Raw genomic sequence first — 23,833 nt, 5'->3', positions numbered from 1 at the left:
AGCTGTATAGTGCCTTTTTTATTCATCCCTAATAGCGGCTAGAACTAATCTTCAATAAGATTTGGACGCTCTACACACTTATAGCTGTCATCCGTTAGTAGCAATAGCTCTGACATCTTCAACACTTTTTTATCTCGGTCAATTTCTTCACCTAAAAATGAAATAAAGCTATCTAAGCCAGATAACCGTGCCACCACAAAGTTAGGCAATATTTGATTAAACTCTAATTGATCGTATTGCTTACCATCACAAGAATAAAATGTTTCGCCATCCCACTCGCCTTGATATAAAGAAGCATTTTCTTTATCTAGGCCTTCAACCTTAGTAATCAAATATTTCGATTGGTCTTGAAATTGGGCTAACTGATTTGGCATCAATGGAAAAATACGGCCATCTTTACGATAACGTTGATATACCGCTTCACCATTGCCGTTATAACGAACGTGCATCATGTAAGGAATTAGTTCATCGGAGCTATCTAGCATTTCTCCTTCTCTGACGGCTTCAACCAATACATTTTTTTCCCAACGATAAGTAGTTTTGTACCAACCATAATTTCCCCTGGTCACATAATCTGAGGCATTAAGAGGTTGTTGCAGTCGACGGGTATACCAGTAATAACTTGTGGCATCGCCTTGAATTTGACCACCAGTAAAAGTAACAGATTTAATGCGTTGCTCATCTGATGGGTTTGATGAACACCCAAAAAGAAAAACGGAAAGAAGTAAGGTAGATAGAATGCGCTTCATAAAAATGCCGAGTTAAGGGTTAACTCGGCAGAGTATAGCTTAGTTCACTGATTCTTTCAGTGCTTTACCTGCAACAAATGCTGGAACATTAGCTGCTTTGATTTGAATCTCTTCGCCAGTCTTAGGATTGCGACCAGTACGAGCTGCACGGTGGTTTACTTTAAACGTACCGAAGCCAATAAGTTGAACCTGTTCGCCATCTTTAAGTGCGCCAGTTACGCCTTCTAGAGTCGCTTCAAGGGCTGCTTTTGCTTGTGCTTTTGATAGGTCTGCTTTTTCAGCAATAGCGTCAATTAACTGGGTTTTATTCATTAGGGTTTCCCTTCTATTTTTTTAAAATCCCGTTAACTCTAATGCATAAAGCCCCCATCTGGCAAAGGTTTGTCACGCTTCTTGCTACAGAATGCGTGTTCTTTAGGCACAAACTGAGTAACGTCTCACAATTTGTTACTAATTTTCATTTCTGAGTCATTGTATTTTGGTCAATGAGCACCCATTTTATAAGGGCTTGCTTACTTTTTTTGAGATTAATAATGTTTATTTTATCCATCTATATCGCCATTTCCATCAGCGTATCTTTTATATGTTCTGTTCTTGAGGCTATTTTACTCAGTATCAGTCCTAGCTACCTAGCTCAAATGCGACAGGAAAATCATCCTTCTGCAGAAAGATTAACGCAATTAAAAAATAATGTAGATCGCCCTTTAGCGTCAATTTTAACGCTAAATACAATAGCCCATACGGCAGGTGCTGCTGCATCGGGTGCTCAAGCCTCTATCGTCTTTGGTAGTGAGTGGTTAGGTGTTTTCTCTGCGTTCTTAACGTTCGCAATTTTATTATTCTCAGAAATTGTTCCAAAAACAATTGGAGCAACTTATTGGCGCCAACTTGCACCACTAGCAGGAAGAATGCTTTATTGGATGGTTTTATTATTAACTCCTGTAGTGTGGGCATCTGAACAATTAACGAAACGCTTAGCTCGTGGTCATCAAGCACCTAAGTTAAGAGATGAAATTGCTGCGATGGCAACTCTTGCAAAGGAGAATGGTGAGTTCGCTGAAGGTGAATCTAAAATATTAACAAACATCTTAAATATTAAAGATGTCCCTGTAACTCAAGTAATGACACCAAGAACAGTATTGTTTCGTGTGAATGCAGAAATGACGGTTGAAGGCTTCCTAAAAGAACACATGGATACGCCATTCTCTCGCCCGCTAGTTTACAGTGAAGACAGCGATAATATCATTGGCTTTACTCATCGCTTAGAGTTGTTCTCTGCAATGCACGAAGGTCAAGGAAAACGTCCTCTAGGCTCTATCATGCGTCCAATTCAAGTTGTAATTAGTACGTCTACCCTACCAAAAGCATTTGAGCACTTAATGAAGCATAGAGCACAGCTTGCTTTAGTTATTGACGAATACGGTACGGTCCAAGGTTTATTAACCCTTGAAGATATATTTGAATATATGGTCGGCGAAGAAATCATTGATGAGGCAGACAAAACAACAGATATGCAGCAACTTGCTCAACAACGTTGGACAAATTGGAAAACGAAACACGGTGTAATTGATAATACAGACGAAGAAGAGCGCTAAAAAGCGAGTGTAAACATAAAGGTGTTAGCAAGCCCCTTTAGATAAACATAAAAAAACCGATGAATTTCCATCGGTTTTTTTATATGAAGACAAAAAATTAATATTGCAGCTCTAGGCCAATATTACTCACATTTTCGTCTCTTAATTCTTGGCGTAAATCTTTAATTAAATCAATATCGCGCTCTTCAGCTTCACGCAGTGGTCGGAAGATGGCCCATTGAACATCCCATTCTTCACAAATCACTTCGATCTCTTTTTGATTTTCATCTGTAACTTCTTCACCTGTTTGTGCTTCAACTAATTGAGCAACTGTCGTTACTGATAGTTGACTAACTTTAAACATAGCATCTTCTAATACATCGCGATCTAAAATCCCATGTAAGAAAGTAGACAATGCTACACACGCATCGATAGCAGGGTAAGTTAGATAAATTGAGTCATCATTTAACTCAGGGATCATTTCTTCAAGTTTTTCTAATTGACGTTCAAAATTAATCTTGGCATTTTTAACGGTCAACAGCTCCCAAATACTATCTAGAATAACTCGATAGGTTTGAGGCTCAGCAAAGCCTGTTGCTTCACAATAATGCGCGTAGTTTGGGTACATACGCTCACATAAAGAAGCCATAAAAGTTATTTGTTGCCATGGTTCAAATTTTTCTAAACGAACTTGGATAGGATTGCGTAACATATACGATTCTACACTATAAAAAAATGACGCTTTAAGTGTACTTGATAACCACGAATGACAAAAGGAAGGTTATGAATAAATTACTTATCATTTCAAAAGAAAAAGGGAAATACCTCTCACTTTTTGAGCAATCAGATCTTCCTGATCTTGAAATTTGTCATGATCTAAGAAAAGCAGACATTATTCTTGCCGATCCGCCACTTATTACAGACCTTCTTAACCAATGTGAACGGGTTGAATGGCTTCAATCGACTTTTTCTGGTATCGACGCTCTAGTACAACCGCATTTAAGGCAGGATTATGATCTTACCAACGTAAAGGGGATCTTTGGTCAACAAATTTCAGAATATGTTTTAGGTTATTGCATTCAGTACTTTCGTCATTTCACTCAATATGCCAAGCAACAAAATGAGAGGCAATGGCAACCTCATAGCTATACTTCATTATCAAACAAAACTATGGTTATTTTAGGTACTGGCTCTATTGGGTGCTATCTTTCAGTTACTGCCAAAGCGCTTGGTTTTACTGTTTACGGAATTAACCGTTCGGGGATCCCACCAAAAGAATCTCCTTTTGACCAAGTCTTCCACATCACTGAGATTAACACCGCCTTTAAACAAGCAGATGTCATTGTTAGCACTCTTCCCAAAACAGAACAAACGATAGATTTATTAAATACAGTGACATTAAATCACGGAAACGGAGCTTTATTATTTAATGTGGGTCGTGGAGAAGTATTAGATAATTATGGTTTATTACATGCATTGGAGAATAAAACCATTTCTCACGCTTTTCTGGATGTATTTATTAATGAACCATTATCTCAAGAATGCCCATACTGGTGCCACCCAAACATTACAGTGACTCCACACATTGCTGCTATAAGTTTTCCAGAGCAAGTTTTCGATCAATTCTCTATCAATTACCTACGTTGGCGTGATGGGTTCTCTTTACTTAATTTGATTGATTTTGATAAAGGGTATTAAAAAATAATAAAGCCTGTAAATTTACAGGCTTTTAAATAGAGTTATTTTTTGGGTGCGGCAGATAACTTGGCACGAATAAACTCTAAATGGTCAAGATAAATCAGATCAGCAACCTGACGAATAACGGCCTCTTCCATAGGTTCAATCACTCCATCAGCATAAGCAACAGACCACATAGCCTCTATTAATTCATAACGCTCTTGTGGCATTAGAGCACGAAGCTTCGTTGTAAATTCGTAAAGAGATACCGATGCTTTACTCTTACTTATTGCTTTAATTAATAACTGCTTGGCTTGCTCTTCATTAATATCAAGCAGCTTCATAAGCAATTGAAGTTTTGCATCATCTTCTCTTTGATCACTTTGATGATCCGCTCTAGACACTTCACATAACAAAGATGCCATCGCTAAATGCATAGAGGCAATATCTGTCGCACCGCTATCTGTTCCATCATGCATTACTTTTCGCAATAAGGTTTGTAATTTTTTAAACATAATGGCCTCTTTTAAGTTTTCTAGTTATTTCTATGACAACAAAAGTATATCTCTGTTCCAATAAAAAAGGAGACTGCAATGAGTCTCCTTTCGCGATTAAATCTTTAAACTAAGATTTTATTTATGGTATGGCTTAGATAAATCATGCACCGCTTCAACAAACACTCCTGCATTTTCAGGCGGAACATCTAAATGAATACCGTGACCTAAGTTAAATACGTGGCCAGTGCCTTCATTACCGAAACCTTCCAGAATTGTACCAACTTCTTGACGAATTCGTTCAGGTTGTGCGTAAAGAATTGATGGGTCCATATTGCCCTGTAGAGCAACTTTATCACCTATACGTGCTTTTGCATCTGCAATGTTAATTGTCCAATCAAGGCCTACAGCATCACAACCTGTTGCTGCAATTGATTCTAACCACATACCACCATTTTTAGTAAATAGCGTAACTGGAACACGGCGTCCTTCATTTTCACGAATTAAACCATCAACAATTTTATGCATGTACTGCAATGAAAATTCATTATAATCACGAGGAGTTAATACACCACCCCATGTATCAAATACCATCACTGATTGTGCACCCGCTTTAATTTGCGCGTTTAGGTATTCAATAACTGTATCTGCTAGTTTGTCTAACAATAGATGTAATGTTGCTGGCTCTGCATACATCATTTTTTTGATCTTAGTGAATGCTTTTGAGCTTCCACCTTCAACCATGTATGTCGCTAGTGTCCAAGGGCTACCAGAAAAACCAATCAGGGGCACTTCGCCTTTTAGATCTTTACGGATCTGACGGACCGCATTCATTACATATTGTAGCTCACCTTCTGGATCTGGAAGGCCAATTTTAGTCACATCTGCTTTACAGGTAATTGGTCGTTCAAATTTAGGACCTTCACCGGCTTCAAAATACAGTCCTAATCCCATTGCATCAGGGATTGTTAAGATATCTGAGAATAAAATGGCTGCATCTAGAGGAAAACGACGTAAAGGCTGAAGTGTTACTTCTGAAGCAAGTTCTGCATTTTTACACAAAGACATAAAGTCTCCGGCTTCTGCACGTGTTGCTTTATATTCTGGAAGGTAACGACCAGCTTGGCGCATCATCCAAACTGGAGTGTAATCTACTGGTTGCTTTAATAACGCACGTAAATAGCGGTCATTTTTTAATTCTGTCATGATCTTTCCTCATATTAGATCTCGCTATTGTAGCATTCAATTTGATGAACAAAAGCCCACCTTTGCTATCGAGGTCATATTTAACCAATCTTCTATATTTTACAATACCTGAGCTCTTAGTCAGAAAGTCGATTAATTAATATTCTTTACTTGCGTTAATTTCATCAAGCGTTGATTCTATTAGCGACCTGGCTATCGTTCCTTTTGGTGCTAACTCAGGTAAATTAGCTTGATAATACCAGTCAGCTTTGACCAACTCATTGGGATCCACCTTAATTTCTCCAGAATCATAATCTGCCATATAACCCATCATAAGACTTGAAGGGAATGCCCAAGGCTGACTGGCCACATAACGAATATTTTTTATCTTGATACCTGTTTCCTCAAATACCTCACGTTCAACTGCCATTTCTAGCGTTTCCCCAACTTCAACAAAACCTGCCAATACAGTAAATAAACCGCCTTTATGCCTTTGATGTTGAGCTAATAGAATCGAGTTATCTTTACGAATGGCAACAATAATTGAAGGAAATATTCGAGGGTAATGTAACTTTCGGCACTCATTACATTGCATTGCTATTTGATTAAGATTGAGCTGTGTTCGACCACCACATTGAGGACAAAAACGAAATTCACGAGCCATAAAACCATATTGAATAGCCTTACTTATCATTAAGAAAAGTGACTCCTTAACGAGTAGTAGCTCTCTTAAGTTAGTAAATTCTACCGCTTGTTCTATATGCTCATCGTTCAGCCACATCACCAGATGATTATCATAATTACCAATACATATTGCACTTTCAAAAGGCAAATTCAAATCAACAGCGCTACCATAAGGAAGTGTTTTCCCCTCCAACCAAACTGCAGAATCATTTACGACACACCAATACGCTTTTGTATGTTGGTCTAACATCTTTATCATAACCCTCTTGCAGCAATCAATATTTACTGGCAATCTTAATAAACATAATAATGAGTGTATACCTTAGTAATTCTTACTGAAACCGCATTTTGAAATTACTTAGGTATTGATATAAAGCGTTAGTTTATTGCTTGCAACTACAAGGATATCGTTATGCTTACTAAACTAAATCAATTCCAAGAACAATGGGGCGGGAATAACGACGTTATTGACCATTGGCTATCAACTCGCCAAGACTTATTGGTTGAATATTGTAAATTGGCAGGCCTTCCTCCATTTGATACGTCAACATCCTCTCTCCCACCATTTTCTGAAATCCAATCTTTCACTCAACATCTCATTGACTATATTTCTGAAGGGCATTTCAAAATCTACAATATGGTGATGGCCAAATGGGATGCGACAGGCTTTTCTCCAACGGAAGAAATGAGCCAGCTATACGCAAACATCACCAAAACAACAGATCCAATTCTTAATTTCACCGATAAGTACTCAAAAGACGATGAAGATCTTCTATTGAAGGATTTTGATAAAGATTTTTCAGCGTTAGGTGAGATTATTGAAATGAGATTTGAACTAGAAGATGGATTAATTGAACAGATTTCAACGAGTTTAAGCCACCCACCAGGTGCTTAAAAAAGTAAATAGAGTGTTTAGATTATATTTAAACACTCTATATGATCTTATAATATTTGATTGGTTTCTGAGGCATACTTACGGAATATTGGGTTTTCGATTCCTGCAGGATTAGCCGGACGCCATAAACCATCTTTAATACCTTTAACAATAAGGTGGATAACAGCAGAATCAATTGCTGACATTAACGCTATGTTTACTGGTTCATTATTTGTATAACCTAATTCTACTTCTAACAATTCTTTATAATCAACAAATCTAAATGCTCCTGCAGACACTTCATAAGATAAAATCGTTTTACTTGTCGTTACACTTGTTAAAATTTTTCCACTTCTAACATCTACAGCCCTGATATTTACTGTTACTTGATCCGCTCTATACTGACCAGAGCCACCAATACCTAAATATCGAGCACCTGCCCCACCAGTTTTAATATTAGAATCATAAGCAACAATGCCACCTTCTATCATTACATTTGCAGACAATAAGGAAGGTAATGTTGAACCATGATTACTAATTGATTCCTGTTTTTTCTGTGCAGCCCGAATAATTTTTCTTTCTGTTAATAGATTTTGTAAACCCTGTCTTTCTAATGGAAAAAACCATTCAGAATCAAGCAATGCCATCGTTAGAAGGGCCGTTCCGCCTTGTGGTACAGCTGTTGAAAAATTACTGTTTGGTTGAGGTTTATATTGTCCTGTTTGATCCCTAAAATCATAAACAGAGACATAAATTTTCCCTTGTGGTTTAGGTAGTGAAATAAGGTCGACATAACTTGCACCACGCTGCATTAATGTTGGCAGCTCAGAAGTATCTGGCACATCAATTGAGTTAGAACAACCTGAAACTATAAGTAGTAAAAGTAATATTGAATATTTCATTGCTGATTCCTTAGCTTAGAAATTAATCTGGAGTGAGCCCACTAACCTGTATCTCAGAAGTTTCACCCGTTTCTTTATCAACAATTTGAATAAGCAATGCCCCTGAATCATCAACAATATTTAAGATGAAATCATCGGTAACTAGTTGTCCAGTATTACCATTACCAACATCAGCAAGTAACTGACTAATTAGGCGAGACTCTAAGCTTGAAGTCAGACGATCTAGTGCTGATTCTTGTTCGAATAATGAATCATCTTGTGGCCCTTTATAATCATTAATCGCATTTGCACCAGCAAACAAATGAGTTGTATTTAGAGGGTTCCCTCCAAAATTAGGATTTACTGGTGTATATACAAGTTCACTAGCGTGGCTTAAGCTTATAATTGCACTAAATAAAATAAAAAAAATCATCCTTATTTTCATGTTATATCCTTAGATCTCTGGAAAATCGAGATCATACGTATCTTTAAACAATTTCTCTGTTTGCCACCTAACAATATATCTGTCCACCGCCTCTATAGCTTGCTCTGCTTTCTCTTCTGCTTGTCTTTGACCGGGAGAAAGCGCTCCTCGATAGATAACTTTGTCAAAATGATAAACCCCTATTATGCTTCCTGATAATGCTGTTGGCCTTTCTTTTACCGTTAGATTGACGTCTAAATCATTGTGCTTACTGTTCATTTTTATCGAAAAAGAAAAATAAAAATCTTTACCTAGACGAGTTAATGTTCTGTCTATTATTAATCCATCAATTTCAATAAGATCATCAACCTCATCAATACTGCTCTCTTCTAAAGCTTTTGGTGACTCTAAAATTATTTTATTTTCAGCACCGTTAACAATAAGAGGAAATAAAAAGAAAATGCATATTTTAAATAAAATATAAAATTTCATTATTTTAATCCTTCAAAATCATAACCTTTAGCCCAGATCATTGCTTGCAATCTATTTCTCACGTTTAATTTTTTAAATACATTATGTAAATGTGTTTTAACTGTATTTTCACTAACAAAAAGAGTGCTCGCTATATCAACATTTGATGAACCAAATGAAAGAAGTTGTAATATTTCTTTTTCTCTAGCTGTTAGAGATACTGATGTCGTTAATATCCCATTTTGTTTTGAACGATATATTGAAATTAAATCATTCGTGACTTTACGACTAAGCCACAATTCACCATCAATTATCTTTTTAACACCTTCTGATATAATATTTACATTATCGCTTTCATAAAAAACGCCGACAACGCTGGGATATTTCATTATATTTTTTGTTATATTCTCGTCTGTTACATTAAATAATATTTCTTTCGCCTTTATCTTATACTCCGTTATTACAGATAAATATTGCTTATATTTACTATCTGTTTGATTTTTAAAATCCAAAATAACTAACATTTCATCATCTTGATTTCCTTTAGTACTTAGTACCTCACAGTCAACTACCATTATCTTTTTATTAGATGTTTTCTCTAATAAATCAATAAGTAAAGAAGAGTACAAAGTTGGGTTTGAAGATAAATAATAAATGTTCATCTCAGCCCTCCATAAATGTTGTTACTTAAAACTAGTTCAAAAAGACTATATATCCACCGAATTATTAAGTATTAACTAAGTAGTTTATCGTTTGTTTCACTTTTGAGAAAAAAATAATAACAATAAAAACAGAACCTCTAGTCCTTTAGTTTATTTATATTATTAATAAATATCATAATAAAGTTTATGGTGCTTCTCTGAGTAAATTCCATACTTTTTAAGTAGCAAGTGAGCTATCAAGAAAAGAGGGATACTGATATGAAAAAATTATCAGTAAATTATCTTTATTTATTAGTGGCTGTCAGTAGTTATACATATGCAGATTTAGACTTAGGTATTAATGAATTTAATGCACCTAACGAGCTAACTGAATTATCAGAGCTCAACACTGGTCATAGCAATAATGCCATCGTAGAACTGACGAATTCGACAAATTCTCGAATAACTATTGTCCAACATAATATAAATGGAGTGGGAAATAATAAAGCAAAAGTAAAACAAGCTGGTTATAACAATACAGCGTCAGTATTGCAGCTTGGAAGTAACAATACAGGGCTAGTCATTCAAAATGGTAATAATAATTCCGCCTCCCTAGATCAATGGGGAACCAACCATGAAGGCGCTATTTTACAAAATGGTAATGACAATATAGCCCATTTAAGACAAACGGGTAATGATAAACAAAATGTAGTAAACCAAACAGGTGATTCAAATATTGCAGCGGCAGTGAATAAAAATAATGGTGCAGGTTTTTCCATTAATCAGACTGGCAATCAAGGAATTATCTTAGTAAATGGAATGGATAAATTCATATCCATCATAAATTAAAATCATTTCAAGGAAGTTTATTATGAAAAAGCTAGCAATCGCAATCTCAACCATCTTACTTTCTGGTGCAGTTTATGCTGATAATACATCAGATACTACCTTACACAATGCAGAAGGTAATGTAGTTGGTGTTATCCAATTCTCACCAGGTACACCGGGAAATGACTCTAATGTTTTAATTCGTAATTCGGACGGTAATCTTGTAGGGGTCACACAATTCGGAAATGAAAATAAAGCAAAAGTTAGAGTTCGTAACGGCAGTCATGGAAATGTCTTAGATATAGATCAAGATGGTGAAAACAACAAAGGGGTAATAAAGGCTAGACAAGGTAGTGAGCTAAATAACTTTGATGTAGAGCAAGATGGAATGAACAACCTAGGGAGAATCGTTGCAGACTCTAGTAATGAAAATGACGCATTAATTGAACAAGATGGCGATCTAAACAGAGCAAATATAAGATTAATGAATGCTGATAATAACGGTCCCTTAGAAATACACCAAGATGGTAATAGTAATGATTCAATTATCTATGTAGATGGTGGTACTAATAATAGTGCAATGACAAGTATCCAAGGAGATAATAACTATACTGAAACTAATTTCATGGGCGGTTCATATAATACAGCTAATATAACAATTAGTACTAATGCCTCAGATAATGAAGCTTATGTAAATGTATTTGGAAGTAATAATGTCAAAGCAGATATAAATATTGATGATAGCTATAATAACTTGGCGGCAGTCGGTCAATGGGGGGATGGAAATAGCGCAGATGTTGACCTTTCAATGAATAGTAACTTGAACGAAGTTTATGTAGGTCAATTTGGTAATGATTCAGTTGCCACTGTATCGTTAGCTAATTCTTCTGAAAACCTTATTGCCGTCGCTCAAACGAACAATGATATTGCTAATGTGACATTAACGAATAGTAATAGTAATGATGTATTTGTTGTACAATTTTAAATTTCTTTTTAAATACATTGTAATATAAAAAAAGCCCTGCATTTCTGCAGGGCTTTTTATTTAGCGTATATCGAAATCAATTAGTCTTCAGAAGAGAAACCTGCATTCAATAGTGCTGCTAAGTTATCAGTCGCTTGCTCAGCAGATGGCGCTTCTTGCGATGCTGCTTTTTGCTTTTGACGTTCTTGGTGGTACGCGAAACCTGTACCCGCTGGAATTAGTCGACCAACGATTACGTTTTCTTTCAGACCACGTAGCTCATCACGCTTACCAGAAACAGCTGCTTCAGTAAGTACGCGCGTCGTTTCTTGGAACGATGCAGCAGAGATGAACGACTCAGTAGCAAGAGACGCTTTAGTAATACCTAGTAGATCACGTTCGAAACGAGCTGGTTGTTTGCCTTCCGCTTCAAGCAGACGGTTTGCAATCGTTACGTTAGCGAATTCTAGTTGCTCACCCTCAAGGAAGGTAGAGTCGCCAGAATGTGTAATCGTACACTTACGTAGCATTTGACGAACGATAGTTTCAATGTGCTTATCGTTAATCTTAACGCCTTGTAAGCGGTATACTTCTTGAACTTCGTTAGTGATGTATTCAGTCACTGCATGGATACCACGTAAACGTAGGATATCGTGCGGAGTTTCTGGACCATCAGAGATAACATCGCCACGTTCAACTTTATCACCATCAAAGATGTTAAGTTGACGGTGTTTATGAATCATTTCTTCATAAACTTCGTTGTTATCGTCACGAGTGATCAATAAGCGTACTTTACCTTTAGTTTCTTTACCAAACGCAACAATACCTGCGTGCTCAGCAAGAATTGCTGGCTCTTTAGGTTTACGAGCTTCAAATAAGTCCGCAACGCGTGGAAGACCACCGGTAATATCTTTAGTACCACTTGACGCTTGAGGAATACGAGCTAGTGTTTCACCGATACCTACGTTACCACCATCTGCAAGGTTAACAATCGCCTTACCAGGTAGGAAGTATTGTGCTGGCATTTCTGTGCCAGGGATCATGATGTCACGACCATTCGCATCAACAAGTTTCACTGTTGGACGCATGTCTTTACCAGCAGAAGCTCGCTCAGCCGCATCAAGGATAACAATTGAAGATAGACCTGTTAACTCATCAGTTTGAGTCGTAATTGTCACACCATCAATCATGTCCACGAATTGAACTTGACCTTGTACTTCTGTGATGATTGGCATTGTATGCGGGTCCCAAGCTGCGATCTTATCGCCTTGAACCACTGCATCACCATCTTTCTTAGAAAGAATAGTACCGTAAGAAAGCTTATAGCTCTCTTTTGTACGGCCATGCTCGTCAATAACTGTCAATTCAGAAGCACGAGAAGTAATAACTAAGTTACCTTCGCCATTTGTTACGTGCTTAGCATTATGAAGTTTAATTGAACCTGTCGTTTTAACTTGAATGCTGTTGTCTGCTGCTGCCGTAGATGCCGCACCACCGATGTGGAACGTACGCATCGTTAGCTGTGTACCAGGTTCACCGATTGATTGAGCAGCGATAACACCTACTGACTCACCTTGGTTTACCATGTGGCCACGAGCCAAGTCACGACCGTAACAGTTAGCACAACAACCAAAGTCAGCTTCACAGCTTACTACTGAACGTACTTTAATTTGGTCAACTGAGTTTTCTTCAACGATTTGACACTGCTTCTCATCAAGAAGCGTATTACGTGGAAGAAGGATCTCATCTGTACCTGGTTTCAATACATCTTCAGCAACCACACGACCTAGAACACGCTCGTGTAGAGGCTCTTTAACATCACCACCTTCAATTAGAGGGATCATGGTTACACCTTCCAGTGTTCCACAGTCATCTAAGTGAACGACAACATCTTGAGCAACGTCAACTAAACGACGAGTCAGGTAACCTGAGTTCGCTGTTTTAAGTGCTGTATCGGCAAGACCTTTACGCGCACCGTGCGTTGAGATGAAGTATTGGTTTACGTTTAGACCTTCACGGAAGTTCGCCGTGATCGGTGTTTCGATGATTGAACCATCTGGTTTCGCCATCAGACCACGCATACCAGCAAGCTGACGAATCTGAGCTGCAGAACCACGAGCACCGGAATCGGCCATCATGTAAACGCTGTTAAACGATTCTTGTTGCTCTTCTTCACCATCGCGGTTAAGCACAGTTTCTGAAGACAAGTTATCCATCATCTCTTTAGCAACTTGTTCATTCGTTGCTGCCCAGATATCGATAACTTTGTTGTAACGTTCGCCTGCAGTTACAAGACCAGATTGGTACTGTTCTTGAATTTGCTTAACTTCTTCTTCTGCATCAGCAACTTTAGTGTACTTAGCATCAGGAATAACCATGTCATCGATACCAACAGACGCACCAGACAATGCTGCGTATGCGAAACCGGTGTACATGATTTGGTCAGCAAACACTACGGTGTCTTTTAGACCAAGAGAACGATATGCTTCGTTTAGTAGGTTAGAGATTTGCTTCTTACCTAACTTCTGGTTAATGATGCTGTAAGGAAGACCTTCAGGAACGATCTGCCATAGCATTGCACGACCAACAGTCGTATCAACCAGTTTAGTTTCACGAGTTTCAATACCGTTTTCATCACGAAGAACTTCTGTGATTCGAACTTTAACGCGAGCATGTAGCTCTGCACAACCTGTACGGTATGCTTTCTCAGCTTCAGCAAAACCTTCAAGGTACATGCCTTCGCCTTTCGCGTTAATTTTATCACGTGTCATGTAGTACAGACCTAATACAACATCCTGAGAAGGAACGATGATTGGGTCACCTGATGCTGGCGACAGAATGTTATTCGTCGACATCATTAGGGTACGTGCTTCTAATTGAGCTTCCAGAGTTAGAGGTACGTGTACCGCCATCTGGTCACCATCGAAGTCGGCGTTATATGCCGCACACACTAGTGGGTGAAGCTGAATCGCTTTACCTTCGATTAGTACTGGTTCAAACGCTTGGATACCAAGACGGTGAAGTGTTGGTGCACGGTTAAGCAGTACTGGGTGTTCACGAATTACGTCATCTAGGATATCCCAAACGATCGCTTCTTCACGCTCGACCATTTTCTTAGCTGCTTTGATTGTCGTAGCAAGACCACGACCTTCTAGTTTGCTGTAGATAAATGGCTTAAATAGTTCAAGTGCCATCTTCTTAGGAAGACCACACTGATGTAGACGAAGGTATGGACCAACTGTAATTACAGAACGACCAGAGTAGTCTACACGTTTACCAAGCAAGTTCTGACGGAAACGACCTTGTTTACCCTTGATCATATCAGCAAGAGATTTCAGAGGACGTTTATTAGAACCTGTAATCGCACGACCACGACGACCGTTATCAAGCAGCGCATCCACAGACTCTTGCAGCATACGTTTTTCGTTACGTACAATGATATCTGGTGCAGCTAGGTCTAAAAGACGCTTCAAACGGTTGTTACGGTTGATCACACGACGGTATAAGTCATTTAGATCAGACGTAGCAAAACGGCCGCCATCTAGTGGAACTAGAGGACGAAGATCTGGCGGAAGAACTGGTAGTACAGTTAAGATCATCCACTCTGGGTTATTACCAGATTGAACGAACGCTTCTACAAGTTTCAAACGCTTAGTCAGTTTCTTACGTTTTGTTTCAGAGTTAGTTGTTTCTAGCTCTTCACGCATGTTCTCGATTTCAGCTTGCATGTCCATAGAACCAAGCAAATCTTTAATCGCCTCAGCACCCATTTTAGCAGTGAATTCGTCACCGAACTCTTCTAGCTTATCAAGGTACTCTTCTTCTGAAAGAAGTTGGCTGCGCTCTAAGTCAGTCATACCTGGCTCTGTAACCACATATGATTCAAAATAAAGTACACGTTCGATATCACGTAGAGGAATGTCCATTAACAAACCAATACGAGATGGAAGTGACTTAAGGAACCAGATGTGTGCAACAGGAGACGCAAGTTCAATGTGGCCCATACGGTCACGACGAACTTTAGTTTGCGTTACTTCTACGCCACATTTTTCACAGATAACACCACGGTGCTTCAGCCGCTTATATTTACCACATAAGCACTCGTAGTCTTTAACTGGGCCAAAGATACGTGCACAGAAAAGACCGTCACGTTCTGGCTTAAAGGTACGATAGTTGATTGTTTCTGGCTTTTTAACTTCACCAAAAGACCATGAACGAATTTGGTCAGGTGAAGCAAGACCGATTTTGATTGCATCAAATTCTTCAGTCTTATGTTGTGCTTTCAGAAACTTTAATAAGTCTTTCACATTCGGCTCCTGTAAGGAGAAAAAAGGCGCTCGGCGAGCGCCTTATATTCTACCGGACAATCTCAATGAGATTATTCTTCGTCTTCTAACTCGATGTTGATACCAAGTGAGCGGATTTCTTTCAACAATACGTTGAATGATTCCGGCATACCAGGTTCCATACGATGATCGCCATCTACGATGTTCTTATACATCTTAGTACGACCGTTCACGTCATCCGACTTAACGGTTAGCATTTCTTGTAAGGTATATGCAGCACCATATGCTTCAAGTGCCCATACTTCCATCTCACCGAAACGCTGACCACCGAACTGAGCTTTACCACCAAGTGGTTGCTGAGTTACAAGGCTGTAAGAGCCGGTAGAACGTGCGTGCATCTTGTCATCAACTAAGTGGTTTAGTTTTAGCATATACATGTAACCAACAGTTACAGGACGCTCAAACGCATCACCAGTACGACCATCAAACAGTTTCAACTGACCAGACTCTGGCAGATCTACAAGTTTTAATAGTTCTTTAATTGATGCTTCTGGAGCACCATCAAAGATTGGTGTTGCGATTGGTAAACCACCGCGTAAGTTCTTAATTAATGTACGAACTTCGTCATCAGACAATGCAGCGATGTCTACTTCTTGGCGAGTTTCACCAAGATCGTATACTTTTTGTAAGAAGTTACGGAACTTATGTAGTTCTTGTTGCTCTTTAAGCATTTGGTTGATCTTATCACCAACGCCTTTCGCAGCAAGACCCATATGAACTTCAAGAATTTGACCGATGTTCATACGAGAAGGTACACCCAGTGGGTTCAGTACGATATCTACTGGCTGACCTTTTTCATCATAAGGCATGTCTTCAACAGGGTTGATCTTAGAGATTACACCCTTGTTACCATGACGACCCGCCATCTTATCACCAGGCTGAATACGACGTTTTACCGCTAGGTAAACTTTAACGATTTTCAGTACGCCCGGAGCAAGATCATCACCTTGAGTGATCTTACGACGTTTAGTTTCGAATTTCTTATCGAACTCTGCTTTAAGCTCATCATATTGCTCAGCAAGCTGCTCAAGTTGATTTTGTTGTGATTCATCATCAAGAGTGATTTCTAACCACTGCTTACGATCCATCGCATCAAGCTTAACTTCAGAAGTACCTGCAGCAAGTAGAAGTGTGCGAACACGTGCTAATAAGCCACCTTCAAGAATCTGGAATTCTTCAGTAATGTCTTTCTTAGCTTCTTTAAGCTGCATTTGTTCGATTTCTAGAGCACGTTTATCTTTTTCAACACCATCACGCGTAAATACTTGTACGTCAATGATAGTACCTGAAACAGAGTTTGGTACACGTAGAGAAGAATCTTTAACATCAGATGCTTTTTCACCAAAGATAGCTCGTAGTAGCTTCTCTTCAGGAGTCAGTTGAGTTTCACCTTTAGGTGTTACTTTACCAACTAGGATGTCACCACCCTTAACTTCAGCACCAATGTAAACAATACCTGATTCATCAAGTTTAGACAGTGCAGCTTCACCTACGTTAGGGATATCTGCAGTGATCTCTTCTGAACCAAGTTTAGTATCACGAGCCACACAAGATAGTTCTTGAATATGGATTGTCGTGAAACGGTCTTCCTGAACTACACGCTCAGATACAAGGATTGAATCCTCGAAGTTATAACCATTCCAAGGCATGAACGCGATACGCATGTTCTGACCAAGTGCAAGCTCACCAAGATCCGTTGAAGGACCATCAGCAAGTACATCACCACGAGTTACAGGTTCACCAGGAAGTACTGTAGGACGTTGGTTGATACACGTATTTTGGTTAGAACGAGTGTATTTAGTTAAGTTGTAGATATCGATACCAGCTTCGCCAGGTACCAATTCTTCTTCGTTCACTTTAATAACGATACGAGAAGCATCTACTGACTGAACCATACCGCCACGTTTAGCAACAGCAGTTACACCTGAGTCAACAGCTACATTACGTTCAATACCAGTACCAACTAAAGGCTTATCAGCTCTTAGTGTAGGAACGGCTTGACGTTGCATGTTCGCCCCCATTAGGGCACGGTTCGCATCATCGTGTTCTAGGAACGGGATAAGCGATGCAGCTACAGATACAACTTGGTTTGTCGCGACATCCATATATTGGATGTGTTCACGTGGGTGCAGTCCAGATTCACCTTTCTGACGAGCGATGATTAATTCATCAGCGAAAGTACCTTCTTCTGTTAACACGGCATTCGCCTGTGCAATAACAAAAGTACCTTCCTCGATAGCAGATAGGTAATCAACATCTTCAGTAACAACACCATCAACAACACGACGGTATGGAGTTTCTAGGAAACCATACTCGTTACATTGTGCGAATGCTGATAATGAGTTAATTAGACCGATGTTTGGACCTTCAGGTGTTTCGATTGGACATAGGCGACCGTAGTGAGTCGCGTGTACATCACGAACTTCGAAACCAGCACGCTCACGAGTTAGACCGCCAGGACCTAATGCAGAAATACGACGCTTATGCGTAACTTCTGACAATGGGTTATTCTGATCCATAAACTGAGATAGCTGTGAAGAGCCAAAGAATTCTTTAACTGCAGCTGAAATAGGCTTAGCATTGATAAGATCTTGAGGCATAATTGCATCAAGGTCACCAAGGCTTAAACGCTCACGAACAGCACGTTCTACACGAACTAAACCAACACGGAATTGGTTTTCTGCCATTTCGCCCACAGAACGAATACGACGGTTACCAAGGTGATCGATATCATCAACCTCACCTTTACCGTTACGAATATCGATCAGTTTGCGCATAACCTCAATGATATCTGTCTCATCAAGAATGCCAGCGCCTTCGTCATTATCACGACCAATTGAGCTATTAAACTTCATACGGCCAACAGTCGATAAGTCATAGCGATCTTCTGAGAAGAATAGGCTTTCAAATAATGATTCAGCAGCTTCTTTTGTTGGTGGCTCGCCAGGGCGCATCATACGATAAACTTCAACTAATGCCGATAAACGGTCAACAGTTGAATCTGCACGTAATGTGTCAGAAATGTATGCACCATGATCAAGGTCATTCGTAAATAACACTTCGATCTTTTTGTGGCCAGCTTGAGATAAATTAGCAAGATCTTCTAAGCTAAACTCTTGGTTAGCCGCGATAATGATCTCACCAGTATCTTCATTCACATAATCGTGAGAAGCTACTTTACCTACAATATAATCTACTGGTACTTCGATAGAGTTTACTTCGTCTTTCGTCAATTGACGAATATGACGCGCAGTAATACGACGACCGGCTTCAACATAAACTTTGCCGTTCGATTCAATATCAAATGTTGCAGTCTCACCACGTAAACGCTCAGGAAGTAATTCCATCATTAGCGTTTGGTCTTTCACTTCAAATACAACTTTATCGAAGAATAAATCTAAGATTTCTTCTGTTGTCTTACGAAGTGCACGTAAGATGATCGTTGCTGGTAATTTACGACGACGGTCGATACGTACGAATAAGTTATCCTTAGGATCAAATTCGAAATCTAACCATGAACCACGGTAAGGAATTACACGTGCGTTATAAAGAACTTTACCAGATGAATGGGTTTTACCCTTATCGCTGTCGAAGAAGACACCTGGGCTGCGGTGCAGCTGGGATACGATAACCCTTTCAGTACCATTGATTACAAAAGTACCATTGTCTGTCATAAGCGGAATTTCGCCCATGTAGACTTCTTGTTCTTTAATGTCTTTTACCGTGCCTGCAGGTGCGTCTTTATCGTACACAACTAAACGTAACTTAACGCGTAGTGGTGCAGAATATGTAACACCGCGGATTTGACATTCTTTAACATCAAATTCTGGTTCACGGAGATTGTAGCTAACGTATTCTAGCTTAGAGTTGCCGTTATAGCTCTGAATTGGAAAAACAGAACGGAAAGCAGCCTCAAGACCGTATTGCCCTTCAGGATCTTGCTCGATAAACTTAGTAAAAGAATCAAGCTGGATCGATAGCAAGTATGGTATGTCCAACACTTGTGGACGCTTACCAAAATCCTTACGGATGCGCTTTTTCTCTGTATAAGAGTAAACCATGGGGTTCCTCAGCTCGCTGATAAGTGACCCGAACCGTCCGCCTTCGAAAGGTTGGGACAGTGACTAATAACACTGTTTTCTGTAGGACATAATCTCTGATTGAGACTATGTTTTTTGCTCGGATATAGGGACTTTAAACAGTGTGAAATTACCCTAAACCCTACAGCGCAAAAAGGCCGGTGGTTAATAAACCACCAGCCATTAGCCGTTAGGCTATGAAACTAAGTAATAATTACTTGATTTCAACAGTCGCACCAGCTTCTTCTAGCTGTGCTTTAAGACCTTCAGCTTCAGCTTTGTCAACGCCTTCTTTTAGAGGTGCTGGAGCTGAGTCTACAAGACCTTTAGCTTCTTTCAGGCCAAGACCTGTAGCGCCACGAACTGCTTTGATTACAGAAACTTTGTTTCCGCCAACAGCAGTTAGGATAACGTCAAATTCAGTTTGCTCTTCAGCAGCGTCAGCGCCTGCAGCACCACCAGCAACTACTGCAGCAGCAGCAGTAACACCGAATTTTTCTTCCATAGCTTCGATAAGCTCAACAACTTGCATTACAGACATTTCTGCAACTGCGTCTAGGATTTGCTCGTTAGTAATAGACATAACAATTCTCTTTTAAGTCAACAATAATTTATTTTGTAATCAAATAAAGCAGGGCTTATGCCGCAGCTTCTTCTTTTTGATCACGAACAGCAGCGATAGTACGTACCAGTTTACCAGCAGAAGCTTCTTTCATGCACATCATTAGGCGTGCGATAGCTTCGTCGTAAGTTGGTAGTGTCGCTAGTACATCAGCATCAGTAACTGCGCCTTCAAATGCAGCAGCTTTGATCTCGAAGTCTTTATTCTCTTTAGCAAAGTCTTTAAAAAGACGTGCTGCAGCACCTGGGTGCTCGTTAGAGAATGCAAGTAGAGATGGACCAGTAAATGTGTCTTGTAGACACTCATACTGAGTACCTTCTACTGCACGACGTGCTAAAGTGTTACGAACAACTCTCATGTAAACACCCGCTTCACGCGCTTGTTTACGTAGAGAAGTCATCGCGCCAACAGTAACGCCACGAGAATCAGCTACAACTGCAGAAAGTGCACCACTGGCTGCTTCGTTGACTTCAGCAACAATTGCTTTTTTGTCTTGAAGATTTAAAGCCATTTGGATTAACCTCTGGTTGTGATTACACCACTCACTACAAAATGTAGGAGAGTAATTACGATGCAGTCCCAGAAAACCAATTTAATAAACTAGCTTTTAGTTCGGGCACCGTCTACGCAGGTTTTATTAAGCTCTTTCGAGCGCCTACGGTCTTGGACGGAGACTGTTCAATTAAAAATCAAACAGCCCCAACCATAAATTTGATAAGCGCAAAATTATACACAAATTCTACGCTTTTGCAAATTAGTTTGTAGCAGTATCTAGAGTCGCTTGATCTAGAGATACGCCAGCACCCATTGTAGTAGAGATGCTTACTTTCTTCAGGAAAGTACCTTTCGCTGAAGTTGGTTTTGCTTTCTTCAGTGCAACTAAAAGAGCTTCTAGGTTCTCTTTAAGTTGAGCAGCATCAAAATCCACTTTACCGATAGTAGTATGGATGATGCCGTTTTTGTCGTTACGGTAACGAACCTGACCAGCTTTAGCATTTTTAACTGCTTGAGCAACGTTAGGAGTTACAGTACCAACTTTAGGGTTTGGCATAAGACCGCGAGGACCTAGGATAGTACCTAGTTGACCAACAACGCGCATTGCATCAGGAGAAGCAACAACAACGTCAAAGTTCATTTCGCCTTTCTTAACTAGCTCAGCAAGATCTTCCATGCCTACTAGATCAGCGCCAGCTTCTTTAGCAGCTTCTGCATTTGCACCTTGAGTGAACACAGCAACACGGATATCACGACCAGTACCGTGAGGTAGTACAGTTGCACCACGTACGTTTTGATCTGATTTACGTGCATCAATGCCAAGGTTAACAGCAACGTCAACACTTTCATTGAATTTAGCAGTAGCTAGTTCTTTAAGAAGAGCAACAGCTTCATTGATTTCGTAGTCTTTAGTAACTTCCACTTTTTCGCGGATATTACGCATACGCTTAGTAAGTTTAGCCATTCTATTAACCCTCTACCACTAGACCCATTGAACGAGCAGTACCAGCAATTGAACGCTTCATAGCTTCAATGTCAGCACCAGTCATGTCCGCAGCTTTAGTTTCTGCGATCTCTTGAATTTGAGCGTCAGTAACAGTACCAACTTTCTCACTGTTTGGACGACCAGAACCAGACTTAACGCCAGCAGCTTTCTTAAGAAGAACAGCAGCAGGTGGAGTCTTAGTTACAAACGTAAAAGAACGGTCGTTGTATACAGAGATAACAACTGGAGTAGGTAGACCTTTCTCAACAGATTCTGTTCTTGCGTTAAACGCTTTACAGAATTCCATGATGTTCACACCGTGTTGACCTAGAGCAGGACCAACTGGTGGACTTGGGTTCGCCATACCTGCTGCAACTTGCAGTTTGATATAAGCTTCAACTTTCTTAGCCATAATATTTCCTAATTTTGGGTTCAAACGCCATCCAACTGGATTAGCTCCCCGTTAACAAAAACGCGCGAAAGTATAATAATAATCCGCGCGCTTTACAATAGCTTTGCTGATTTTTCGATCAGTTTTTTTCTACTTGACTAAACTCTAGTTCAACTGGAGTTGCACGGCCAAAGATAGAAACAGATACTTTGATGCGACTTTTTTCATAATCGACTTCTTCAACAGTACCATTAAAGTCAGCGAATGGACCTTCAGTAACACGAACCACTTCACCTGCTTCAAATAATGTCTTAGGACGAGGAGCTTCGCTCGCTTGTTCAAGACGATTTAAAATAGCATCCGCTTCTTTATCAGTGATTGGTGCTGGGCGATCTGAAGTACCACCAATGAACCCCATAACACGTGGAATGCTACGCACCAAATGCCATGATTCATCATTCATGATCATTTGCACTAACACGTAACCTGGGAAAAATTTACGTTCGCTTTTACGACGTTGGCCAGCACGCATTTCTACCACTTCTTCAGTTGGTACAAGTACTTCGCCAAATAACTCTTCCATGTTATGAATTTTAATATGTTCGCGTAACGATTGTGATACACGACCTTCAAAACCTGAAAAGGCTTGAACTACATACCAACGTTTCTTTGGAGCTTCACTCATGATCACTTATCCTCAAACACCTGTGATTAAGCCAATTAGTCTAACCATAATACCATCAATACCCCATAAAATCAGAGCCATTACGATACATACAGCAAGAACAATGAAAGTTGTTTGTGTTGTTTCTTGGCGCGTAGGCCAAACAACTTTACGTACTTCCATTCTTGATTCGCGAGCAAATGCAATTGCAGTTTGACCTTTTGCTGTGAAGGCAGCAATACCACCAGCAGCAGCAATCAATGCAACTACACCGGCAGCTCGAATAACAACAGATAAATCAGCTAGTAAATAATTACCAATAACCGCAGCAGAAAGTAGTACTAAAACTAGTAACCACTTAATTGTATCAACTGCGCCTGAAGTTTCTGTCGTCTCAGTATTTGTTTTCATAAACCAACCTGTGACATAACTAAAATCATTTTCTATCATTAGACAGAAATTCAAAAACAAGAGTAAATATACCTTACTCTCTTCATACTATAAACCAGCGATTTGCTAATTTATCTGCGCTGTGCTCTGCATTTTCTTAAAATTGTAGAGCAAAAATAAAACAACACACAATACAACGCAGAAAAAGGGCATCGAATGATGCCCTTTTTATTAGTACTTAGTCAAATCTTAAGCAAAGATTTTAGCAACAACACCAGCACCAACTGTACGGCCACCTTCACGGATTGCGAAGCGTAGACCTTCGTCCATTGCGATTGGGGCGATTAGCTCAACCGTCATTTGAACGTTGTCACCAGGCATTACCATTTCAACACCTTCTGGAAGTGTGATATCG

Annotated in this window: 24 protein-coding genes; 5 read left to right on the top strand and 19 right to left on the bottom strand. The window is 39.5% G+C overall.

Translation table 11 applies throughout. The features are described from left to right. Nucleotides 1-44 precede the first annotated feature (44 nt). The gene (locus tag BTO22_RS00165; protein ID WP_105053823.1) at nt 45-749 is read right to left on the bottom strand and encodes a DUF1481 domain-containing protein; all 705 of its coding nucleotides are present in this window, start codon (nt 747-749) and stop codon (nt 45-47) included. Between the two features lie 39 nt (nt 750-788). After that, nucleotides 789-1,061 carry an HU family DNA-binding protein gene (locus BTO22_RS00160; protein WP_060992719.1) on the bottom strand — a complete coding sequence of 91 codons (273 nt, stop codon included), beginning with the start codon at nt 1,059-1,061 and terminating at the stop codon, nt 789-791. A gap of 221 nt (nt 1,062-1,282) precedes the next feature. Here BTO22_RS00160 and BTO22_RS00155 point away from each other — a divergent pair, with 221 nt between their 5' ends. Beyond that, nucleotides 1,283-2,344 (top strand): CNNM domain-containing protein, encoded by a 1,062-nt coding sequence (locus BTO22_RS00155; RefSeq protein ID WP_060992720.1) that lies wholly within the window; start codon nt 1,283-1,285, stop codon nt 2,342-2,344. Nucleotides 2,345-2,441: 97 nt separating this feature from the next. Here BTO22_RS00155 and BTO22_RS00150 read toward each other — a convergent pair whose 3' ends face one another. Next, nucleotides 2,442-3,035 carry a YjaG family protein gene (locus BTO22_RS00150; protein WP_060992721.1) on the bottom strand — a complete coding sequence of 198 codons (594 nt, stop codon included), beginning with the start codon at nt 3,033-3,035 and terminating at the stop codon, nt 2,442-2,444. A 71-nt stretch (nt 3,036-3,106) separates the two neighbouring features. On the opposite strand from BTO22_RS00150, the gene BTO22_RS00145 reads away from it, so the two are divergent. Continuing rightward, the gene (locus BTO22_RS00145; RefSeq protein WP_060992722.1) at nt 3,107-4,021 is read left to right on the top strand and encodes a D-2-hydroxyacid dehydrogenase; all 915 of its coding nucleotides are present in this window, start codon (nt 3,107-3,109) and stop codon (nt 4,019-4,021) included. Between the two features lie 41 nt (nt 4,022-4,062). On the opposite strand, the gene BTO22_RS00140 is transcribed toward BTO22_RS00145, so the two are convergent. The 3 genes from BTO22_RS00140 to nudC form a co-directional block, all read right to left on the bottom strand. Continuing rightward, nucleotides 4,063-4,515 (bottom strand): tellurite resistance TerB family protein, encoded by a 453-nt coding sequence (locus BTO22_RS00140; protein ID WP_060992723.1) that lies wholly within the window; start codon nt 4,513-4,515, stop codon nt 4,063-4,065. Between the two features lie 117 nt (nt 4,516-4,632). Then, entirely contained in the window at nt 4,633-5,700 is a 1,068-nt protein-coding gene (gene hemE, locus BTO22_RS00135; RefSeq protein ID WP_060992724.1) for a uroporphyrinogen decarboxylase, read from the bottom strand. Nucleotides 5,701-5,836: 136 nt separating this feature from the next. Beyond that, entirely contained in the window at nt 5,837-6,613 is a 777-nt protein-coding gene (gene nudC / locus BTO22_RS00130; RefSeq protein ID WP_105053822.1) for an NAD(+) diphosphatase, read from the bottom strand. Nucleotides 6,614-6,775: 162 nt separating this feature from the next. Between nudC and rsd the strand changes: the two genes are divergently transcribed. Beyond that, on the top strand, nt 6,776-7,258 hold the full coding sequence (gene rsd, locus BTO22_RS00125) for a sigma D regulator (RefSeq protein WP_105053821.1): 483 nt from the start codon (nt 6,776-6,778) through the stop codon (nt 7,256-7,258). 47 nt (nt 7,259-7,305) lie between these two features. On the opposite strand, the gene BTO22_RS00120 is transcribed toward rsd, so the two are convergent. The 4 genes from BTO22_RS00120 to BTO22_RS00105 are packed head-to-tail and all read right to left on the bottom strand — an operon-like array spanning nt 7,306 to nt 9,675. Further along, entirely contained in the window at nt 7,306-8,139 is an 834-nt protein-coding gene (locus BTO22_RS00120) for a CsgG/HfaB family protein (RefSeq protein ID WP_105053820.1), read from the bottom strand. 22 nt (nt 8,140-8,161) lie between these two features. Beyond that, on the bottom strand, nt 8,162-8,563 hold the full coding sequence (locus tag BTO22_RS00115; RefSeq protein ID WP_105053819.1) for a curli assembly protein CsgF: 402 nt from the start codon (nt 8,561-8,563) through the stop codon (nt 8,162-8,164). Nucleotides 8,564-8,572: 9 nt separating this feature from the next. Next, a complete protein-coding gene (locus BTO22_RS00110; protein WP_105053818.1) occupies nt 8,573-9,034 on the bottom strand; it encodes a curli production assembly/transport protein CsgE in 462 nt (153 codons plus the stop codon). Then, nucleotides 9,034-9,675, bottom strand: coding sequence for a LuxR C-terminal-related transcriptional regulator (locus BTO22_RS00105; RefSeq protein WP_105053817.1), 642 nt, complete (start codon nt 9,673-9,675; stop codon nt 9,034-9,036). Before BTO22_RS00105 ends, BTO22_RS00110 begins: the two co-directional genes overlap by 1 nt. 258 nt (nt 9,676-9,933) lie before the next feature. Between BTO22_RS00105 and BTO22_RS00100 the strand changes: the two genes are divergently transcribed. Both BTO22_RS00100 and BTO22_RS00095 read left to right on the top strand, forming a co-directional pair. Then, nucleotides 9,934-10,503: a curlin subunit CsgB gene (locus BTO22_RS00100; RefSeq protein WP_105053816.1), complete on the top strand. Its 570-nt coding sequence runs from the start codon at nt 9,934-9,936 to the stop codon at nt 10,501-10,503. A gap of 22 nt (nt 10,504-10,525) precedes the next feature. After that, on the top strand, nt 10,526-11,467 hold the full coding sequence (locus tag BTO22_RS00095) for a curlin associated precursor, CsgA like protein (RefSeq protein WP_105053815.1): 942 nt from the start codon (nt 10,526-10,528) through the stop codon (nt 11,465-11,467). Between the two features lie 80 nt (nt 11,468-11,547). Here BTO22_RS00095 and rpoC read toward each other — a convergent pair whose 3' ends face one another. From rpoC to BTO22_RS00050, 9 genes are all read right to left on the bottom strand, one after another. Continuing rightward, nucleotides 11,548-15,753: a DNA-directed RNA polymerase subunit beta' gene (gene rpoC / locus BTO22_RS00090; protein ID WP_105053814.1), complete on the bottom strand. Its 4,206-nt coding sequence runs from the start codon at nt 15,751-15,753 to the stop codon at nt 11,548-11,550. Nucleotides 15,754-15,824: 71 nt separating this feature from the next. Then, a complete protein-coding gene (gene rpoB / locus BTO22_RS00085) occupies nt 15,825-19,853 on the bottom strand; it encodes a DNA-directed RNA polymerase subunit beta (protein WP_105053813.1) in 4,029 nt (1,342 codons plus the stop codon). A 232-nt stretch (nt 19,854-20,085) separates the two neighbouring features. Next, nucleotides 20,086-20,454, bottom strand: a complete 369-nt coding sequence (gene rplL, locus BTO22_RS00080; protein WP_105053812.1) for a 50S ribosomal protein L7/L12 — start codon at nt 20,452-20,454, stop codon at nt 20,086-20,088. Between the two features lie 55 nt (nt 20,455-20,509). Continuing rightward, nucleotides 20,510-21,004, bottom strand: coding sequence for a 50S ribosomal protein L10 (gene rplJ, locus BTO22_RS00075; RefSeq protein ID WP_060992736.1), 495 nt, complete (start codon nt 21,002-21,004; stop codon nt 20,510-20,512). A gap of 243 nt (nt 21,005-21,247) precedes the next feature. Further along, on the bottom strand, nt 21,248-21,952 hold the full coding sequence (gene rplA, locus BTO22_RS00070) for a 50S ribosomal protein L1 (protein ID WP_105053811.1): 705 nt from the start codon (nt 21,950-21,952) through the stop codon (nt 21,248-21,250). Between the two features lie 4 nt (nt 21,953-21,956). After that, entirely contained in the window at nt 21,957-22,385 is a 429-nt protein-coding gene (rplK, locus tag BTO22_RS00065) for a 50S ribosomal protein L11 (RefSeq protein WP_060992738.1), read from the bottom strand. 118 nt (nt 22,386-22,503) lie between these two features. Further along, complete coding sequence (gene nusG, locus BTO22_RS00060; RefSeq protein ID WP_060992739.1) at nt 22,504-23,049, bottom strand: transcription termination/antitermination protein NusG; 546 nt, start codon at nt 23,047-23,049, stop codon at nt 22,504-22,506. Between the two features lie 12 nt (nt 23,050-23,061). Next, a complete protein-coding gene (gene secE, locus BTO22_RS00055; RefSeq protein ID WP_023604471.1) occupies nt 23,062-23,439 on the bottom strand; it encodes a preprotein translocase subunit SecE in 378 nt (125 codons plus the stop codon). Nucleotides 23,440-23,667: 228 nt separating this feature from the next. Next, the coding region (locus BTO22_RS00050) for an EF-Tu C-terminal domain-related protein (protein WP_445595388.1) at nt 23,668-23,833 on the bottom strand (166 nt) is incomplete at its 5' end.

Source organism: Aliivibrio sifiae (assembly GCF_002954705.1).
Classification (GTDB): Bacteria; Pseudomonadota; Gammaproteobacteria; order Enterobacterales; family Vibrionaceae; genus Aliivibrio; species Aliivibrio sifiae_A.
This window is presented reverse-complemented; position numbering and strand designations above follow the sequence as displayed.

Coding starts and splice junctions, on each gene's coding strand:
- BTO22_RS00165 (WP_105053823.1), bottom strand. CDS start 749: ATGAAGCGCATTCTATCTACCTTACTTCTTTCCGTTTTTCTTTTTGGG.
- BTO22_RS00160 (WP_060992719.1), bottom strand. CDS start 1,061: ATGAATAAAACCCAGTTAATTGACGCTATTGCTGAAAAAGCAGACCTA.
- BTO22_RS00155 (WP_060992720.1), top strand. CDS start 1,283: ATGTTTATTTTATCCATCTATATCGCCATTTCCATCAGCGTATCTTTT.
- BTO22_RS00150 (WP_060992721.1), bottom strand. CDS start 3,035: ATGTTACGCAATCCTATCCAAGTTCGTTTAGAAAAATTTGAACCATGG.
- BTO22_RS00145 (WP_060992722.1), top strand. CDS start 3,107: ATGAATAAATTACTTATCATTTCAAAAGAAAAAGGGAAATACCTCTCA.
- BTO22_RS00140 (WP_060992723.1), bottom strand. CDS start 4,515: ATGTTTAAAAAATTACAAACCTTATTGCGAAAAGTAATGCATGATGGA.
- hemE (WP_060992724.1), bottom strand. CDS start 5,700: ATGACAGAATTAAAAAATGACCGCTATTTACGTGCGTTATTAAAGCAA.
- nudC (WP_105053822.1), bottom strand. CDS start 6,613: ATGTTAGACCAACATACAAAAGCGTATTGGTGTGTCGTAAATGATTCT.
- rsd (WP_105053821.1), top strand. CDS start 6,776: ATGCTTACTAAACTAAATCAATTCCAAGAACAATGGGGCGGGAATAAC.
- BTO22_RS00120 (WP_105053820.1), bottom strand. CDS start 8,139: ATGAAATATTCAATATTACTTTTACTACTTATAGTTTCAGGTTGTTCT.
- BTO22_RS00115 (WP_105053819.1), bottom strand. CDS start 8,563: ATGAAAATAAGGATGATTTTTTTTATTTTATTTAGTGCAATTATAAGC.
- BTO22_RS00110 (WP_105053818.1), bottom strand. CDS start 9,034: ATGAAATTTTATATTTTATTTAAAATATGCATTTTCTTTTTATTTCCT.
- BTO22_RS00105 (WP_105053817.1), bottom strand. CDS start 9,675: ATGAACATTTATTATTTATCTTCAAACCCAACTTTGTACTCTTCTTTA.
- BTO22_RS00100 (WP_105053816.1), top strand. CDS start 9,934: ATGAAAAAATTATCAGTAAATTATCTTTATTTATTAGTGGCTGTCAGT.
- BTO22_RS00095 (WP_105053815.1), top strand. CDS start 10,526: ATGAAAAAGCTAGCAATCGCAATCTCAACCATCTTACTTTCTGGTGCA.
- rpoB (WP_105053813.1), bottom strand. CDS start 19,853: ATGGTTTACTCTTATACAGAGAAAAAGCGCATCCGTAAGGATTTTGGT.
- rplL (WP_105053812.1), bottom strand. CDS start 20,454: ATGTCTATTACTAACGAGCAAATCCTAGACGCAGTTGCAGAAATGTCT.
- rplJ (WP_060992736.1), bottom strand. CDS start 21,004: ATGGCTTTAAATCTTCAAGACAAAAAAGCAATTGTTGCTGAAGTCAAC.
- rplA (WP_105053811.1), bottom strand. CDS start 21,952: ATGGCTAAACTTACTAAGCGTATGCGTAATATCCGCGAAAAAGTGGAA.
- rplK (WP_060992738.1), bottom strand. CDS start 22,385: ATGGCTAAGAAAGTTGAAGCTTATATCAAACTGCAAGTTGCAGCAGGT.
- nusG (WP_060992739.1), bottom strand. CDS start 23,049: ATGAGTGAAGCTCCAAAGAAACGTTGGTATGTAGTTCAAGCCTTTTCA.
- secE (WP_023604471.1), bottom strand. CDS start 23,439: ATGAAAACAAATACTGAGACGACAGAAACTTCAGGCGCAGTTGATACA.